Here is a 15,383-nt window from a genome sequence, read left to right on the forward strand (position 1 = left end):
TCGGTGGCGTCACGGGTGATCGAAACATGCCCTTCGATAACCGCTTTGGAGCCGGCCAGCACCTCGAGATCGTTTGTCTCGCACTTGACGACCTCGACGGGTTCGCCGTAGAGCGTGCCGAGATAAGTTCCTTCATCCACCTCCGCTGGAATGGGCATGCCGCCGACCATTGGCACACCGGGATCACCGCCTTGCACCACGGCGAACGGCATTGGCTTACCGATCTTTTCCCATTCCGCCCAGATCATCCCGATATGTTGCTGAGGCAAAAACAAGCCTACGGCTTCGTCACCGGCTTCGGCCAACTGTAGATCGGATCGAAATTCACGAATTCGCCGTGAAATTCTGCCTCTTCCCGCGTCCAGATCTCGATCATCGCGCGCAGCCGTTCTTCAACCAGCCGTCCGCGCACCTTGGGATCGACGCCGTGGTTGGCGATTTCTTCACGCAACCAACCCACGCCCACGCCGAACCGGAATCGGGCCCCCGCCTGGGTATGGTGTTTGCGCATTGACCGGGATGTGCGAATGCTCGGCCAGGAACAGCGACGAAAACCCACGCTGCTCGAGCGCCTCGCCCAACGCGACCGGACCAATGCCCTCGTCGGTAACAAAGGTCAGCACACCGATACGCACTTCCGCTCCCGATCGAAATTGCATGTCCAGCGCCGCAACGGCATCCGCGGACGACTAGCTCAACCGCTATCTCCAGATTCTTGTTCCGCCATCCGGCGCACCGCGCCCCACAGCCCGGCAACGATGCCGACGGCGGCACCACCCAGGCCGATGAGTTGTTGCGAGCGCTTCATCTCCTCGTGGACGCTCATCCCGCCGAGCAGATCAGCAGCGTCGGCGCCAGCCGACGCGAGGAACCAGCCGCGGGTGTTTCCGCCACGTAGGGCCGCCGCTGCGAGCAGCCCACCGATCAAGGCATCGCGATAGCCCATCGACCGGAGCAGCAGTTGCGCTGTCGGCGTCGGCTCGTCGGGATCCCCCCAGAACCGGTTCGCGCGGAGCGGGTCGACGAGAAACGAGACACCCGAGGCAAGTCGGATGCTGCCCGCGAGCAGCCCAAAGCGGTCGATAGCCATGGCCCGCAGCCTAGGAGGTGGTCGCCCGGGCTACGCCAAAGTCGCGGATGTCGCCGATTTCGATGCCGAGTGTTCTCGCCGTCGTTACTCTCGAACCCCGACGCCACTCAGACAACGCCGCAGCGGGTAGAAGGTTGGGCAGGATATGCCGGATCCTCAAACCAACATGGCCCCGGCGGCCGTATCACCAAGATTCGAGCCAGACGAACGCTGGGTACCTGCTGACGAGCGATGGTTTGGCCTGGATCGGCGCACCATTCGCCCAACACTGGCGGTGTTCGCGCTGGCCTTCGTGATGTCGGTGGTGTTGCCCATCGTCGACGCGACGGTGCCCTACCGCGACATCGCCAGAGCGGGGGATGTTCTGGAGCTCGAAGGAGACGTGACCTTCGTTCCGGAAGCGGGCTGGGGCATCACCTCCGGTCTCCGCGCCGGCCACGCCCCGTTGTCCGGCGAGTATCCCGCGACCGCGACCGTCGAGGACGGGGCCATAAAATTCACGCTCCGCACCGGACAATTCCACGGAGACACCGATCAACTGCTCGACCAGATCGAGGCGACCTCTGAGGCCCTCAACCGTGGCCGCGGTGTCCAGATCACAGGTGCGCCCAAAACGATCGTCACCGATCAGGGCAAGCAGGGTGCGACGGTGCGGGTCACCGGACCGCACACCACAGGCCTGATCGCCGCATTCATGTTCGGAGCTCGCGGAGTTGAAGCCGTGGCGACCGGACCGTCCGATGCCGGCTCGGAGCCCACGGCCACCGTTTTGCGGATGATTCGCAGCATCAGCCATGGCGGAGAGGAGAAGCGGTGACAACGCCCACGCTCGCCGACCTTGATCATGCACGCGACATCGCGCTCGACCTCTCCGGCTGGGGCAGGCGGTTCGTCTTCTACCAGCCACGCAACTTCGCATTCTGGGGATATCTGCTGCTGGTCGGGACCGGCTTCCTGGCCTTCATCTCCACGCTCGCCCGCGAATACGACGCCTACGGTGAGGCGATCGGGCTGGCGGTGACATCATTCGCCATCTACGCCGCCCTGTTCTGGTGGTTCGCAGCGCACATCGACCATTACGCCAAGCTGCCCGCCAAGCTGATGGTCGTCGCGTTCTTGTGGGGCGGCTTCGCCGCGACCGCGGCGATGGCGGCCAACGCCAACGACGCGATCCTCGCGTTGTACGGCAAGACCTTCGGCCAGGTGTGGGCGCTGAACTGGGGTGCTGGGCTGGCCGCCCCGTTCACCGAAGAATGGGCGAAGGGTTCCGGCCTGCTGCTACTCATCGCAATGGCGCCACGGCAGGTACGAACCGCGTTCGACGGGTTCATCCTGGGCGCGTTCATCGGCCTAGGATTTCAGATCATTGAGGACATCACCTACGCGATGACGTCGGCCGGAACGCAGTTCGGCGCGAATCAAGTTGGGGCGTCGATAGGCACCATCATTCTTCGAATGGTCAGCGGGGTCGCCGCGCACATCCTGTACAGCGCAATCTTCTGCGCCGGGCTGGTCTACCTTATTGGCCGGCCCGCCGAACCGCGCAAGGTCGCGCGCGGTTTGCTTCTGATCGCGATACCGATGCTGCTACACGGCACCTGGGATTCGCTGGACGCCATCGCCGGCCCTAGCGCATTGAAACTGTTCGGATTACTTATCGCGACGATCGTCATAGCGCTCGTCATCGTTGTGCGGGTGTACAAGTCGACCGTGAAACGGGAACGGGATTTCGTTCACGACGTCATGGCCCCCGAGCAGGCCCGTAACGTCATCACCGCGGCCGAACTCGACGCGATGGCCGGTAACCGCAAGGCCCGCAAGGCTTACCGCAAAGCCAGCCGTGAGGCTGGCGGCAACCGCAGAGATCGCAAGCGCGCCCGCTACGTTCTCGATGCCGCGTATGCCCTCGCAGAGGAGCTGGCTGCCGCGCGCGGCGCCGACACCGACCGGGTGCGATTCGCCCGCGCCGAGGTCGCCAGAATTCGCGCGGGCGTCCCGTCACCGTGGTGAGCCAGCGGCTCGGCGGCAGTCGATGTCGTGTGCGGCGCACCGCAATTGTTCACCGCCACACCGGCGCGCCGTGATTGTTGTTACCGGCTCCATCGACCGTGCCCGGACGTACCGGCGAAACTAAGCGGTATGCACGCCATCGAAGTCACCGAGCACGGTGGGCCAGAAGTCCTGAACTACGTCGAGCGGCCGCAGCCCTCCCGCGGCCCGGGCGAGGGTTGATCAAAGCCGAGGCGATCGGCGTCAACTTCGTCGACACCTACTTCCGCTCGGGGCTGTATCCGCACGACTTACCGTTCATTCTCGGCGCCGAGGTCGCCGGGACGGTCGCCGCGGTCGGTGACGGGGTGACGTCTTTTCACGTTGGCGACCGGGTTGCCAGCGCCGACGCGGTCGGCGCCTATGCCGAATATTGCGTCGCGCCAGCCGATGTCGTGGCGCTGATGCCCAACAGTGTCGGCTTTGATGTTGCCGCGGCAGCGCTGTTGAAGGGGATGACCGCACACCTCCTGATCAAATCGGTGTGTCCGGTTCAGACCGGTGACACGGTGTTGCTGCACGCCGGGGCCGGCGGGGTGGGTCTGATCCTGACCCAGTGGGCGACCAGCTTGGGTGCCCGGGTGATCACCACCGCCTCGACCGCGGAGAAGGCGCAACTGTCGCGCAACGCCGGGGCGGTCGAGGTCCTGGACTATCCCGAGGACCCCCAGCAGTTCGGCACCAAGATCCGCGCGCTCACCGGCGATGCGGGTGTGGGCGCGGTGTACGACGGCGTGGGCAAGTCAACGTTCGACGCGAGCCTTGCGGTCCGGGGCACGCTCGCGCTGTTCGGCGCTTCCAGCGGACCGGTGCCCCCGGTCGACCCGCAGCGGCTCAACGCCGCCGGATCGGTGTACCTCACTCGACCGCTGCGGCCACATTTCATGCGCACCCACGACGAGTTCGCCTGGCGGACAACAGAATTGTTCGACTTGATCGGTAACGGGACCATCGAGGTGACGGTAAGCGCACACTACCCGCTCAACGACGTGGCGCGGGCGCACGCCGATCTTCAGGGCCGCAAGACCACCGGCTCGGTAATTCTTACGCCCTGAGAGGGCATTCGCGGGTTCACCGTATTCCGATCGCCCGAGATCGCATACTGGACGTTGCATCGTTCCAGCCGCTAGGACTCCGTATGACCCAGCACCCGATCGGGATTATTGGCTTCTCGCACATCTGCATCGCAGTATCTGATGCGGAAGCATCGCTGCGGTTCTATCGCGATCTGCTTGGTCTCAACGTCTTCTTCGATGTTGAATTGGACGGTCCGCCAATGGAGGTAGTGACCGGTGAGACCGGAGCCCGCGGCCGGATGATAGGAGGGATGCTCGGTGGTACCGTCGTGGAGCTTCTCGAGTTCGCACACCGCCAGCTGGACCGACAGTCCGAGACGGTCCTCGGCTACACCAACATCTCGTTGAGCGTCCGCGACCTCGACGCCGCCCTCGCTGCGGTCACCGCCGCCGGCTACGAGCCTGAACAGCAACCCGTGGAGATCGGCGGCGTGCGAATGTTCTTCGTCCGCGATCCCGACGGAACGCCGGTCGAGTTCGTGTCCTATCCCGGAGGCGAAAAGACCTCGGCCCAGATGTGGGGCCATACAAGCTAACTACATAGCGAATCGCATGACGATAACGAGCGCCGCGCCGAGGACGGCGAAAGTGAGCACCGTCATCCCGGCCTTCACGCCAGCGCCGGGCTGACGTCGCCCCGAGCCCGATGACATTTCCGACGACATCGCACCCATCGAGTGTTCTTCCGCTGCCGGACTCGCAGCCTGCGCGCGAACGGTCATCATGCCGTGCTTCATGTGATTGGCGACGAGCCACCAGTTGATCGGGTACGCACACACGAACCCGACGATCAGCGCCATCGACATGATGAACCAAAACTGAGGGCGCATCGGGTCGTCGGCCCCGGCCACGCTTCGCATTGCGAAGCGCGACGTGATCACCATCCCCGTCATAAGGAGGTTCATCGACAGCAGCTCAGGCAGGAACGTCATTTTCAGAGACTTCAGATATGACCCGCCCGCTGCGTCCCGCATCGCGAAGGCTTGAAAGAAGGCCCACCCGAACCCGAAGCCCAGCACGTACTCGAGCAGAAAGTCCGGCCAAAAGGACAGCGTCAGCACGCCGCCGATCGCAGCCCCGACGACGATGCCTATCCCGTCCCCGGCGACGCAATGCATCGTGGAGCCGAGGACTTGGCGCCAACGGGTCGCGACATAGTTCTCGTGGCTGCCCCGAAGCGGTTCGCGGCAGCCCAGTACGTAGAAGAACGCCCCGAGCGGTCCGGTGAATGCGGTGAGGATTACGAAGGCCCACTTGAGAACCGGTGACTCGGGAGTGGTCCGCCAGATGTCGAGAACGACGAACAGAAACGACGGAATCGTGAGGATCCACCACAGCAGCATGACCCCGTCGAGCATATGGAACAGACTATCGATCGGCCGTAGTGGCTTTGGCGGGCTCGGTGTTGGTCGGTAGGCGTCAGGTCATCTACGCCGTGTCGTGGTTCTGAGAATTCGGCTGGCCAGCTGCTTGGCACCATCGTGGTCGTTGTCGTCGAGAATTTGTTTTTTGCCTTTTAGTCGATGCGTCTAGGTGTAGGCTTTCAGGATTGGAAAGTGGTCCTATCTACCGATTCAAGGAGGGGCCATGCCGAATTCAGACGAAACTCGCACGACCGAATGGCGAACAGCTTCTCGATTTTATCGACGTCCACCGGGGTTGGGCTGGTTATTGGGATTGGTCGCGGTTCCGTTGCTCTTGGGCGCGATCGGATACCACACGCTGCCGAGAGCCCACATCACCGCCCCGAACGTGGGTGCACCGAGCGTAAGTGCGCCGTCGCTGCCGAACGCGACGGTGAGTGTCCCGAATGTCAATGCGCCGGCACTGTCCTTTGCGCCATTGTCCCTTGTGCGCAACGGCAACGACATCACCCTTAGTGGCGATCTGCCTGACGCTGCCGCCCGGGCGTCTCTGCTGGATGCGTTGAAGGGAGCGTTCGGCCCTGGGGTGAATCTCATCGACAAGACGGAGCTCAAAGCGGGCGTCAACACACCCGATCCGTCCAGCCTGGGCGCGGTATTCAAAGCGGCGGCGCCCATCTCGGGATTCAATTTCAAACTCGACGGCGACACGGTGACCCTCACCGGTGCCGCGGCCTCGGATCAGGTAAAGGCCGCAGTCGAGGATGCGGTCAAAGCCACCTGGCCAAATATGAAGATTGCCAACCAGATTCAGGTCACGGCTCCCGGTGCCGGCGGCGCCTGCGCTAACCTCGCTGCGGACGTGGCCGGATTGCTGCGCACGCCGATCGACTTCGACACCGACAGCTACACCCTGTCGTCGAGTGATCAGCAGGAGTTGACCCAGGTCGCGGACAGGCTGAAAGCCTGCCCCAACGCGAACATCGCGGTCAGCGGTTATACCGATGGCACCGGCAGCGACGCCATCAACCTGCCGTTGAGCAACAACCGCGCCAAGGCGGTCGTCGACTTCCTGTTGTCGAACGGCGTGCCCGGTAACCATGTCACCGCGCGAGGCCTCGGCGCTGCAGATCCGGTCGCGAGCAATGACACGTCGGATGGTCGCGCCCAGAACCGCCGCGTCGTGATCGTCATCAGCTAAGGAGGATGCGACATGGATTTCGTCTACCAATGGTTATGGTATCTGCTCGCTTTCGTGGTGGGCTCGGTGGTCGCGTGGTTGATCACGGTTATCTCGATTCACCGTACGAGCAAGGAAGAAGCCCTCGCGGCCCTTCCCGGCTCGCGTGAGATAGGAGCACGGTGATGCATGACATCAATTGGTGGCTTATGGCCGCAGGCTTTCTACTGGGGCTGTTGCTGACGTTCGCCTTTATGATTCGGCGGGTCGAGCGTGAGGTGCCGGTCTCTGCAGTCATGGGCCGAGGTACCGCGAGCGCGGCCGAACGCGCCGGCGGCCACGAGCCTTATGGCGCCGGGTCGGCGCGGGTTGGTGCCAGCGGCAGTGGGCCGGCGGGCTGGACGGTCAAGGGCAACGAGGAGTCGATGCTCTACCACACGCCCGACAGCCCCAACTACAACCGCATCGTCCACGACGTCTGGTTCAGGGACGAGGAATCCGCGCAGCGCGCCGGATTCACCCACTGGGGTAAGGAACATGCGACCGGCGGCACGGCGAAACTCGTCGGCGGTGCCGCGGCCACTGCGGCCGCGGCGGGGTTCGCCGGCGGCCACGAGCCTTATGGCGCGGGGTCGGCGCGGGTTGGTGCCAGCGGCAGTGGCCCGGCGGGCTGGACGGTCAAGGGCAACGAGGATTCGATGCTCTACCACACGCCCGACAGCCCCAACTACAAGCAGACCATCGCCGAAGTCTGGTTCAGGAACGAGGAATCCGCGCAGCGCGCCGGATTCACCCACTGGGGCAAGGGCAGGCAGAACTAGCGCCGCAATCCTGACCACTAGGTCAGCTTCGAGTGTTGTGCGAACGGACCACCGAAGGCTGCGCGGCGGCGTACGCCTAGCTGGCTCGCCTCGCTAAAGGAGGCTCAATGCGCTGGGCTGCACCATTCAGGGTGGCGGTGATGGGTGCGTTGATCGGCGACAGCACCACGTCCGGGCAGCCGGCCATCACCCAGGCCGTCAAGACAATGTTCCCGGGCGGGCGCATCCGAGTCCCGCGCCATAATTGACCTAATTGATCGGAACGATAGGAGAATCGCCGATGAAGTCGCACCGCTACTACAACGGGCTCAAGACCTTCCTGCTGCTTGTCTTGATGTCGGCCCTAATCGTGTTCATCGGGTCGTTGTTCCACAATAGGTCGATCCTGCTGTTTTCGATTCTGCTCGCGGTCGGCATGAACGTCTGGACCTATTTCAAGAGCGACACCCTGGCGCTGCGGGCCATGCAAGCGCAGCCGGTCAGCGAATCGCAAGCGCCGGCGATGTATCGCATCGTGAGCGAGTTGGCGGCCGACGCGCATCAGCCGATGCCGCGCTTGTATGTCAGCAACACCGCATCCCCGAATGCTTTTGCCACTGGACGCAGTCCCCGCCACGCCGCGGTATGCTGCACTGCCGGAATCCTGCAGATCCTTGACGAGCGAGAGTTGCGTGCGGTGCTAAGCCATGAGCTTTCGCACGTCTACAACCGCGACATCCTGCTTTCCTGCGTTGCGGGCGCGATGGCGGCGGTGATCTCCGGGATGGCGAACATGGCTTTCCTTGTCGGTCGGGGCGGCGGTAGCGGTGGTGGAGGACGCGCCAATCCGTTTGCGCTGCTGCTGGTCTCGCTGCTCGGACCAATCGCCGCGACGGTGGTGCGGCTGGCGGTATCACGGTCACGGGAATACCAGGCCGACGAGTCCGGAGCTAAGCTGTCCGGCGACCCGCTGGCGTTGGCCTCGGCGCTGCACAAGATCGCCGGTGGTGTCGAGGCGGCTCCGCTGCCGCCGGTGCCGCAGCTGGCAAGTCAGTCACATCTCATGATCGCCAACCCATTCCGGGCCCGCGACATGATGGGGAAGTTGTTCTCAACGCACCCGCCGATGAACGAGCGGATCGCCCGGCTGGAGGGGATGGCCCGCGGCTAAGACTTGACCGTAATGGGTCATGCTTGGCCGCACCGCCGGCCATCGATCCCACTGCCTGGCACTGGGATTCGGTTAGGTCCAGGGCACGCGCCGCCGCGGTCTGCCCCGTATGGTGAGGGCCATGGACGCGCCCGCGCCCGACCCAGGTGACGAACGCCCTGGTTTCGTCAGCCGCCGTCAGCTACTTAGGCTGGCCGGCAGCGTCGGCTTGGCGTCCACGGTCGGCGGCTGCTCAAGCAAACCGCGAATGGACTCCGTCCCGGCGTCCGCGACTGGCCCGCGGCCACCTTCTCCGAATCTTGCTGCGACGGGGGCAACCGATGCCAGCCTGACGACAAGCCCGCTATCTGGACCGACACCCCCGGCCCCAACGGCCCCGAGCATCACTTCGGCTCAGTTGCTATGCCGAGAATCTTGGGGCGCCCAATCCGCCCGCCCCGGAGGGAGGCGCCACACCATCACCCGTATGACCCTCCATCACGAGGCCGTGGTCCTCGGCGACAACCGCAATGCCCCAGGCCGCTTGCGCCAGGACCAGCGGTACCACCAAGACCAGCTGGGATGGATTGACATCGCGTATCACGTCGGCGTTGACCGCAACGGCAACATCTACGAACTGCGGAGCACCAAGATTGCAGGCGACACCGCGACAAACTACGACACAACAGGCCACTTTCTTGTTCTCTGCGAAGGGGACTTCGATCAAGAGGTCGTATCGGAGGCCCAGCTTCACGGAGCCGCTCTCGCGTTCGCATGGGCTGCCCAGAACTTTCAAATCGCGACAAGCACATTGGCGGGCCATCGGGACCTAGCCAAGACTTCTTGCCCAGGTGCGAATCTCTATGCCCACCTCGCCTCGGGTGACCTTAAACGCCGCATTGACGACCTGCTGGCCGCTGGCGGGGTGGATCTCCAGCGATTTTGCGGACCCGACGCTGCCGCAAGAGTCGCGGCTATCGAGGCGGGCAATTAATCCGCCGATTCTCAGCGGAGCTGCCGGGGTGGGCCACCAACTACGCCGCCGTACGCTTAGCCAACACGATGCTGCGCAAAGTGAAGGTCTAGACGCCGTACCGGAGTGACCCTCAAGTGTCGAAGTGCTCGCCGAAGGCGATCGGCTCACGCGTAAAGAGGTACGTCGCCCAGTTCAGCTTGGTGACGGTGCCGTCGGCCGCGCGAGTCACCCGCAGTTGCTCACCGCGCCACTGCCCGGAGACCGCGCGGTAGACGTCATCGGAGATCTTCTCGAACACCGACGGCGGAAGCCCGGCGGCCGCCGGCTCGTCGATGCGCGCCTGGAGCCGGCCCTTCTCCACCACCAACACGAAGGGATGGCCTTCCGAGAACCAGCGACCGAGGATGCCGCGCAGCTCGTCGGGCACCTCGGTGCCGGCCCGCCACGGCTCGTCCTCCGCTGGGTCGTGCTCGACCACGTGGTCGGCCAGCTCGATCGTCAGCGCGTCAGGCGCCGGCGTAACCGTGGCGTTCATCAGCGCGATGCCACCCGTGCCCGACTCGCGATGGGTGAAGACGCCGGTTTTGTAGCCGGGCATCGCGCCGGTGTGGCCGACCCAGGTACGACCGGTGGCCGAGCGTATGAGGAACAAGCCCAGCCCCATCGCGCCGGTCCAGACCTCGGCGTTGAGCAGGATCTGAGGCTGGCACATCTCCTCCATCGTGTCGGGGGAGAGCAGCTCCGAGGGCGGGTCGGCCACGAACGCCGACCACCGGGCCAGGTCGGCGGCCGTGCTGGCCAGGCCGCCGCACGGCGCCATCGCCTTGAGGTCAATGACCGGCTCCACCCGCGGGACGTCGTCGTACGGCGCGACGTAGTAGCCCGTCGCGCGGGGCCCGTCATCGAACCCGACCGTGGTACGCCGCAGCTCCAGCGGCTCGAGCAGCCGGGTACACAGCGACTCCTGCCAGGGCCGCCCGTCGAGCTCCTCGACCAGCTGGCCAAGCATCGCGTAGACGACGTTGGAGTAGTGCCAGCGCGCGTGGGGCTCCAGGACCCGTTCGACGTCGTCGAAGTCGCGACGGAGCTCCTTGGCGTCCGGCTGCTCCAGCGTCTCCCAGACGTCACCAAGGGGCTCGCGGGCCATCCCCGAGACGTGGGCGAGGCACTGCCGGACGGTGATCGGGTGGGACACTTCCGGGACGTGGTCGCCGAGCAGGTCGTCGAGGGCGAGCCGCCCCTCGTCGCGCAGCTGCATGACCATCACCGCGATGAAGGTCTTGGTGTTGGAGCCGACCAGGAACTGGTCGTCCGGCCCGGGCGCGTGGTCGCCGTCCAGGTCCGCGACGCCGATCCCGTCGCCCCAGGCGAGCCCGCCCCCGCGGCACACCGCGGCATAGAGACCCGGGACCCGTCCCTCGCGCTGCTTGCCGAGAGCCATGCGTCGAAGGCACCGGGTCGTGGTGTCCAGAAGTGGGCTCATGGCCCGAATCTAGCGTCTGGCGCTGTTTTTGACAGTCGTCGGAGATGCGAGAGAGGTCCCTGCCAGGCCCTGCCGGGATGCTCCAGTTGTTTGGTGTTAGCACCAAGTACGGCCGACGTTGGGGCGCTCCACAGTTCCACACGGCCCTGGGCAGGTGCACACTTGTGGCATGCAGGTATGTGAGCTCACCGCCGTCGCGATCGCAGCGCCCCTGCCGCCGCCGTGGCCGTTACGCCGGCGCCGGGCTCATGCGTCGACGTCACAGCGGCTGGCGTGAGCGTGCCCGCCGGCGGGCCTGAGCCCGAGCCGCGCCGCCTGCTGAACGGCATCTCGGACGTACGCGCGTTCTTTCACACCAACGCCGTGCCGCTGTACTTCATCTCGCCGACCCCGTTCAACCTGCTAGGTATCGACCGCTGGGTACGAAACTTCTTCTACCTGACGTACTTTGACTCTTTTGAGGGCGCACATTCGCGCGTGTTCGTGCCCCGGCGCCGCGACCGCATTGATTTCGGGTCCATGGGGGATGTGTGCAACCACCTCCTGCGTGATCCCGAGACACTCGAGTTCATCGCGCGACGAGGGCCCGGTGGCAAGGCCTGCTTCGTGATGCTTGACGAGGAGACCCAGGCCCTCGCGCGCCAGGCGGGGCTCGAGGTCATGCACAACCCGGCCGAGCTGCGCCATCGCCTGGGCTCCAAGATCGTCATGACGCGCCTAGCCGACGAAGCGGGCGTGCCCAGCGTGCCTAACGTGATCGGGCGGGCTGGCTCCTACGACGAGCTGTCGGCGCTCGCGCAGAGCGCCGGGCTGGGAGATGACCTCGTCGTCGAGGCCGCTTATGGCGACGCCGGCTCGGGGACGTTCTTTGTGCGCGGTCAGCGCGACTGGGACCATTGCGCCGGTGACCTGGTCGAGCAGGAAGTCAAAGTCATGAAGCGCATCCGCAATGTCGAGGTGGTCCTCGAGGGTGCCGTGACCCGCCACGGCACCGTGGTCGGCCCCGCGATGACGAGTCTCGTCGGTTACCCGGAGCTGACTCCGTACAAGGGCGCCTGGTGCGGCAATGACGTCTGGCGCGAGGTGCTGCCGCCCGCACAGACGCACGCCGCGCGAGAGATGGTAGGAAAGCTGGGCGAGGTCCTGCGCCGCGAGGGCTACCGCGGCTACTTCGAGGTGGACCTGTTGCACGACCTGGACTCCGACGAGCTCTACCTCGGCGAGGTGAACCCGCGCCTCAGCGGCGCGAGCCCGATGACGAACTTGACCACCGAGGCCTACGCCGACATGCCGCTGTTCCTTTGCCACCTGCTCGAGTACATGGACGTGGAGTATGAGCTCGACGTCGACGAGATCAACTCGCGCTGGGAGCGGGGCTATGGCGAAGACGAGGTCTGGGGTCAGCTGATAATGTCGGAGACCTCGCAGGATGTTGAGCTCTTCACCGCGACCCCACGCACAGGTGTGTGGCGCCTCGACGAGAACGGGCGCATCTGCTTTGCGCGCCAGGGCAACGACTGGGCCACGCTGCTCGACGAGTCCGAGGCCTTCTACATGCGTGTCGCGGCGCCTGGCGACTTACGCTGCGAGGGAGCCCAACTCGGCGTGCTCGTCACCCGCGGGCACCTGCAGACCGACGATTACCAGCTCACTGAGCGCTGCCGGCGCTGGGTCGCAGGCATTAAGACGCAGTTCGCCTCAACACCCCTGACGCCGGCCACGCCGATCGTCCCGCGGCTCGTCGCCCGAGCGTGAGCAGCGACTGCACGACCCCAGATCCTGACGTGGAGTCGGTGGCCGGCAGATCTATGGCTGTGACCATGCATATATTCGGTGGAGTCACCGCATCGTTTGCTGACGCATTTTGCGTCAAGGCTTTCTTAGGCGGCGGATCAAACCCAGGATTCCGGCCGCCACAAAGGGGACCGGGGAGAGCGTGGCGATCAGTGCGCTTTTGCAACCGACTAGCGGCTTGCTCCGAAGCCCGGTAACAAAATCGGCTCCATCACTAACCAGTCCAACCGTTGCCCAGCGTTGCAATTCGCCTTCCTCGCCGCGTGCCCAGGCCGCACAGGCACCAGAGCCGAGAACCACATCACGGATCCCAATAGTCCGCATGAGTAGTGTTTCTGTCCCGGATCCTGGCGAAAAGATCCGGCTCGGCGCGAGGATCATCGCCGCTCCCACGGCGACGCGGGCCGCCGCGACCAGCACCAAGGTCGTGGTCGATGCCTTGGCCCTTTCGCGCATCACGGCTCGACCCTACTCACCCTGTGCGTCTTTCAGCGGTCGCGCTACGCCGCACGTTTGCTGCACCGATCCCGCGTTCCACAGACAGTCATAACCCGATGCCTCTGCGTCTGAGGCTGACGCAGCATCCCGATTTCCCGCACGGCGTTGGGCCCCGTGCCAGACTGGGTTTGCCCGCTACGCGGCGGGCTGGACTCAGGTGAAATAGGGAGCAGTGTGGGTTTGCCTGTGTCATTCCAGCCGGGATGGCTTAGATGCGGTCGCATCGACGCCGTCGCTATCCGCGCCAGCGTGCGGCCCGGTTGTTCAGTAGGACGCAGATGTCCGAGGTGACGCAGGCCGTGGAGCCCCCGGCGCACGAGCACGAGGCGCCGCGTGACTATGACGCGTTTTTGTCGTATACGCATGGGGATCGGCCGGTGGTGTCGGGGCTTCAGAAGGGCTTGCACCATATTGGGCGGCGGTTGGGGCAGTTGCGGGCGTTGCGGGTGTTTCGTGATGACACCGATTTGACGGCCAGCCCGGATTTGTGGGGCCGCATCACCAATGCGCTGGATCGGTCGCGGTTTTTTGTTGTGACGCTCTCGCCGGGGGCCGCGGCGTCGTCTTGGGTCAACGAGGAGGTCAGTTACTGGTTGGAGCACCGGGGCCGCGAGCAGTTGATGATGGTGCAGGCCGCCGGGACGCTGCAGTGGGATGCCGCCAACGCCTGTTTTGACCCGCACGTCTCGGATGCGGCTGTACCGGTGTTGACCACGCCGGGGGTGTTGCCGGCCGAGCCGCTGTATATCGATGTCAGCGCCGATGCCCCATGGGATTACCGGGCGCCGGTGTTTCGGGAGAAGATCACCGCGCTGGCCGCGCCGATTCACGGCAAACCCAAAGACCAGCTGGCCAGCGACGATCTGCGGGAGCAGCGGCGGTTCCGCCGGCTGCGGGCCGCCGCGATCGCCGGGCTGGTGGTGCTGACCGTGATCGCACTCATCGGCGCGGTCATCGCCGCCGCGCAGCGACACGAAGCCGTCCGGCAGCGCCAGGAGGCGATCCGACAGCGCGACCAGGCGATCGCCAAACGGCTGGACACCGAGGCCGACGACATGCTGGCCGGCACCAACTCCGGCGGTGACCCGCGGGCGTTTCAGGAGGTCCTGGCCGCCCGGGCGATCCAGCCCCGACCTAACAACGGCCCGCTGCTGCACGGCCTGGCGGTGCGCGCCAACACCCTCAAAGTGGTCAACACCGGCGCCGCGGTGCGCGTGGCGCTCAGCCCCGACGGCCACCTGGTTGCCACCGGCGGTGCTGACCACACGGTGCGGTTGTGGGACGCCAACACCGGCCAACCCGTCGGAGCGCCGCTGACCGGGCACACCGGCGAGGTGTGGAGCGTGGCGTTCAGCCCCGACGGGCACCGGCTGGTCTCCGGCAGCCTCGACCACACGGTGCGGTTGTGGGACGCCGACACCGGTCGGCCGATCGGCGCGCCGCTCACCGGGCACACCGATGACGTGTATGGGGTGGCGTTCAGCCCCGACGGGCACCGGATCGCCTCCGCCAGCAGATATCCAGATGACACCGTGCGGTTGTGGGACGCCGACACCGGCCAGCCGATCGGCGCGCCGCTCACCGGGCACACCGACTCGGTGACCAGTGTGGCGTTCAGCCCCGATGGGCACCGGCTGGCCAGCGGCAGCCTCGACGACACCGTGCGGTTGTGGAACACCGACACCGGCCAGCCGATCGGCGCGCCGCTAACCGGGGAAAGCGACGCTGGGGTGTCCAGCGTGGCGTTCAGCCCGGACGGGCACCGGCTGGCCGCTGGCACCGACGAGAGCGTGCTCCTGTGGGAGGCCGACACCGGCCAACCCATCGGCACGCCCCTGACCGGGCACAACAATCTTGTGGAGAGCGTGGCGTTCAGCCCCGACGGACATCGCCTCGCCTCTGGCAGCGACGACGACACGGTGC

Annotated in this window: 16 protein-coding genes and 2 pseudogenes; 12 read left to right on the forward strand and 6 right to left on the reverse strand. The window is 65.3% G+C overall.

The features are described from left to right. The 3 genes and pseudogenes from VEI45_RS09775 to VEI45_RS09785 all read right to left on the reverse strand — a co-directional run. On the reverse strand, positions 1-248 hold a 248-nt coding region (locus VEI45_RS09775), incomplete at its 3' end, for a UbiD family decarboxylase domain-containing protein (RefSeq protein WP_324852599.1). A 32-nt stretch (positions 249-280) separates the two neighbouring features. Further along, a pseudogene (locus VEI45_RS09780) lies at positions 281-635 on the reverse strand (LLM class flavin-dependent oxidoreductase); the annotation flags it as partial. A gap of 59 nt (positions 636-694) precedes the next feature. Beyond that, positions 695-1,090, reverse strand: a complete 396-nt coding sequence (locus VEI45_RS09785) for a DUF4267 domain-containing protein (protein WP_324852569.1) — start codon at positions 1,088-1,090, stop codon at positions 695-697. A gap of 145 nt (positions 1,091-1,235) precedes the next feature. Between VEI45_RS09785 and VEI45_RS09790 the strand changes: the two genes are divergently transcribed. From VEI45_RS09790 to VEI45_RS09805, 4 genes and pseudogenes are all read left to right on the forward strand, one after another. Beyond that, positions 1,236-1,907, forward strand: a complete 672-nt coding sequence (locus VEI45_RS09790; RefSeq protein ID WP_324852571.1) for a hypothetical protein — start codon at positions 1,236-1,238, stop codon at positions 1,905-1,907. After that, positions 1,904-3,100 (forward strand): PrsW family intramembrane metalloprotease, encoded by a 1,197-nt coding sequence (locus tag VEI45_RS09795; protein ID WP_324852573.1) that lies wholly within the window; start codon positions 1,904-1,906, stop codon positions 3,098-3,100. Before VEI45_RS09790 ends, VEI45_RS09795 begins: the two co-directional genes overlap by 4 nt. 129 nt (positions 3,101-3,229) lie before the next feature. Next, positions 3,230-4,194, forward strand: a pseudogene (locus VEI45_RS09800) (quinone oxidoreductase family protein). Between the two features lie 83 nt (positions 4,195-4,277). Next, entirely contained in the window at positions 4,278-4,751 is a 474-nt protein-coding gene (locus VEI45_RS09805) for a VOC family protein (protein ID WP_324852575.1), read from the forward strand. Here the strand turns inward: VEI45_RS09805 and VEI45_RS09810 are convergent, their stop codons facing one another. Further along, positions 4,752-5,573, reverse strand: a complete 822-nt coding sequence (locus VEI45_RS09810; protein ID WP_324852577.1) for a DUF4396 domain-containing protein — start codon at positions 5,571-5,573, stop codon at positions 4,752-4,754. A gap of 229 nt (positions 5,574-5,802) precedes the next feature. Between VEI45_RS09810 and VEI45_RS09815 the strand changes: the two genes are divergently transcribed. The 6 genes from VEI45_RS09815 (at position 5,803) to VEI45_RS09840 (ending at position 9,703) form a co-directional block, all read left to right on the forward strand. Continuing rightward, complete coding sequence (locus tag VEI45_RS09815) at positions 5,803-6,780, forward strand: OmpA family protein (RefSeq protein ID WP_324852579.1); 978 nt, start codon at positions 5,803-5,805, stop codon at positions 6,778-6,780. Between the two features lie 12 nt (positions 6,781-6,792). Then, entirely contained in the window at positions 6,793-6,945 is a 153-nt protein-coding gene (locus tag VEI45_RS09820) for a hypothetical protein (protein ID WP_324852581.1), read from the forward strand. Further along, positions 6,945-7,580: a hypothetical protein gene (locus tag VEI45_RS09825; protein ID WP_324852583.1), complete on the forward strand. Its 636-nt coding sequence runs from the start codon at positions 6,945-6,947 to the stop codon at positions 7,578-7,580. The genes VEI45_RS09820 and VEI45_RS09825 overlap by 1 nt, the downstream gene beginning before the upstream one ends. A 107-nt stretch (positions 7,581-7,687) precedes the next feature. Further along, positions 7,688-7,828 carry a hypothetical protein gene (locus tag VEI45_RS09830; RefSeq protein WP_324852585.1) on the forward strand — a complete coding sequence of 47 codons (141 nt, stop codon included), beginning with the start codon at positions 7,688-7,690 and terminating at the stop codon, positions 7,826-7,828. Between the two features lie 32 nt (positions 7,829-7,860). Next, complete coding sequence (htpX, locus tag VEI45_RS09835; RefSeq protein WP_324852587.1) at positions 7,861-8,730, forward strand: zinc metalloprotease HtpX; 870 nt, start codon at positions 7,861-7,863, stop codon at positions 8,728-8,730. 397 nt (positions 8,731-9,127) lie between these two features. Beyond that, positions 9,128-9,703, forward strand: coding sequence for an N-acetylmuramoyl-L-alanine amidase (locus VEI45_RS09840; protein ID WP_324852589.1), 576 nt, complete (start codon positions 9,128-9,130; stop codon positions 9,701-9,703). A 112-nt stretch (positions 9,704-9,815) separates the two neighbouring features. Here the strand turns inward: VEI45_RS09840 and VEI45_RS09845 are convergent, their stop codons facing one another. After that, positions 9,816-11,168, reverse strand: coding sequence for a serine hydrolase domain-containing protein (locus VEI45_RS09845; RefSeq protein ID WP_324852591.1), 1,353 nt, complete (start codon positions 11,166-11,168; stop codon positions 9,816-9,818). A 273-nt stretch (positions 11,169-11,441) separates the two neighbouring features. Here VEI45_RS09845 and VEI45_RS09850 point away from each other — a divergent pair, with 273 nt between their 5' ends. Beyond that, positions 11,442-12,923, forward strand: coding sequence for a biotin carboxylase (locus VEI45_RS09850; protein ID WP_324852593.1), 1,482 nt, complete (start codon positions 11,442-11,444; stop codon positions 12,921-12,923). Positions 12,924-13,037: 114 nt separating this feature from the next. Here the strand turns inward: VEI45_RS09850 and VEI45_RS09855 are convergent, their stop codons facing one another. Beyond that, positions 13,038-13,421: a hypothetical protein gene (locus VEI45_RS09855; RefSeq protein ID WP_324852595.1), complete on the reverse strand. Its 384-nt coding sequence runs from the start codon at positions 13,419-13,421 to the stop codon at positions 13,038-13,040. 317 nt (positions 13,422-13,738) lie between these two features. Between VEI45_RS09855 and VEI45_RS09860 the strand changes: the two genes are divergently transcribed. Then, positions 13,739-15,383: toll/interleukin-1 receptor domain-containing protein (locus VEI45_RS09860; RefSeq protein ID WP_324852597.1), on the forward strand; the 1,645-nt coding region annotated here is incomplete at its 3' end.

The organism is Mycobacterium sp. (assembly GCF_035623875.1).
GTDB lineage: Bacteria > Actinomycetota > Actinomycetes > Mycobacteriales > Mycobacteriaceae > Mycobacterium.

Coding starts and splice junctions, on each gene's coding strand:
- VEI45_RS09785 (WP_324852569.1), bottom strand. CDS start 1,090: ATGGCTATCGACCGCTTTGGGCTGCTCGCGGGCAGCATCCGACTTGCC.
- VEI45_RS09790 (WP_324852571.1), top strand. CDS start 1,236: ATGCCGGATCCTCAAACCAACATGGCCCCGGCGGCCGTATCACCAAGA.
- VEI45_RS09805 (WP_324852575.1), top strand. CDS start 4,278: ATGACCCAGCACCCGATCGGGATTATTGGCTTCTCGCACATCTGCATC.
- VEI45_RS09810 (WP_324852577.1), bottom strand. CDS start 5,573: ATGCTCGACGGGGTCATGCTGCTGTGGTGGATCCTCACGATTCCGTCG.
- VEI45_RS09815 (WP_324852579.1), top strand. CDS start 5,803: ATGCCGAATTCAGACGAAACTCGCACGACCGAATGGCGAACAGCTTCT.
- VEI45_RS09820 (WP_324852581.1), top strand. CDS start 6,793: ATGGATTTCGTCTACCAATGGTTATGGTATCTGCTCGCTTTCGTGGTG.
- VEI45_RS09825 (WP_324852583.1), top strand. CDS start 6,945: ATGCATGACATCAATTGGTGGCTTATGGCCGCAGGCTTTCTACTGGGG.
- VEI45_RS09830 (WP_324852585.1), top strand. CDS start 7,688: ATGCGCTGGGCTGCACCATTCAGGGTGGCGGTGATGGGTGCGTTGATC.
- htpX (WP_324852587.1), top strand. CDS start 7,861: ATGAAGTCGCACCGCTACTACAACGGGCTCAAGACCTTCCTGCTGCTT.
- VEI45_RS09845 (WP_324852591.1), bottom strand. CDS start 11,168: ATGAGCCCACTTCTGGACACCACGACCCGGTGCCTTCGACGCATGGCT.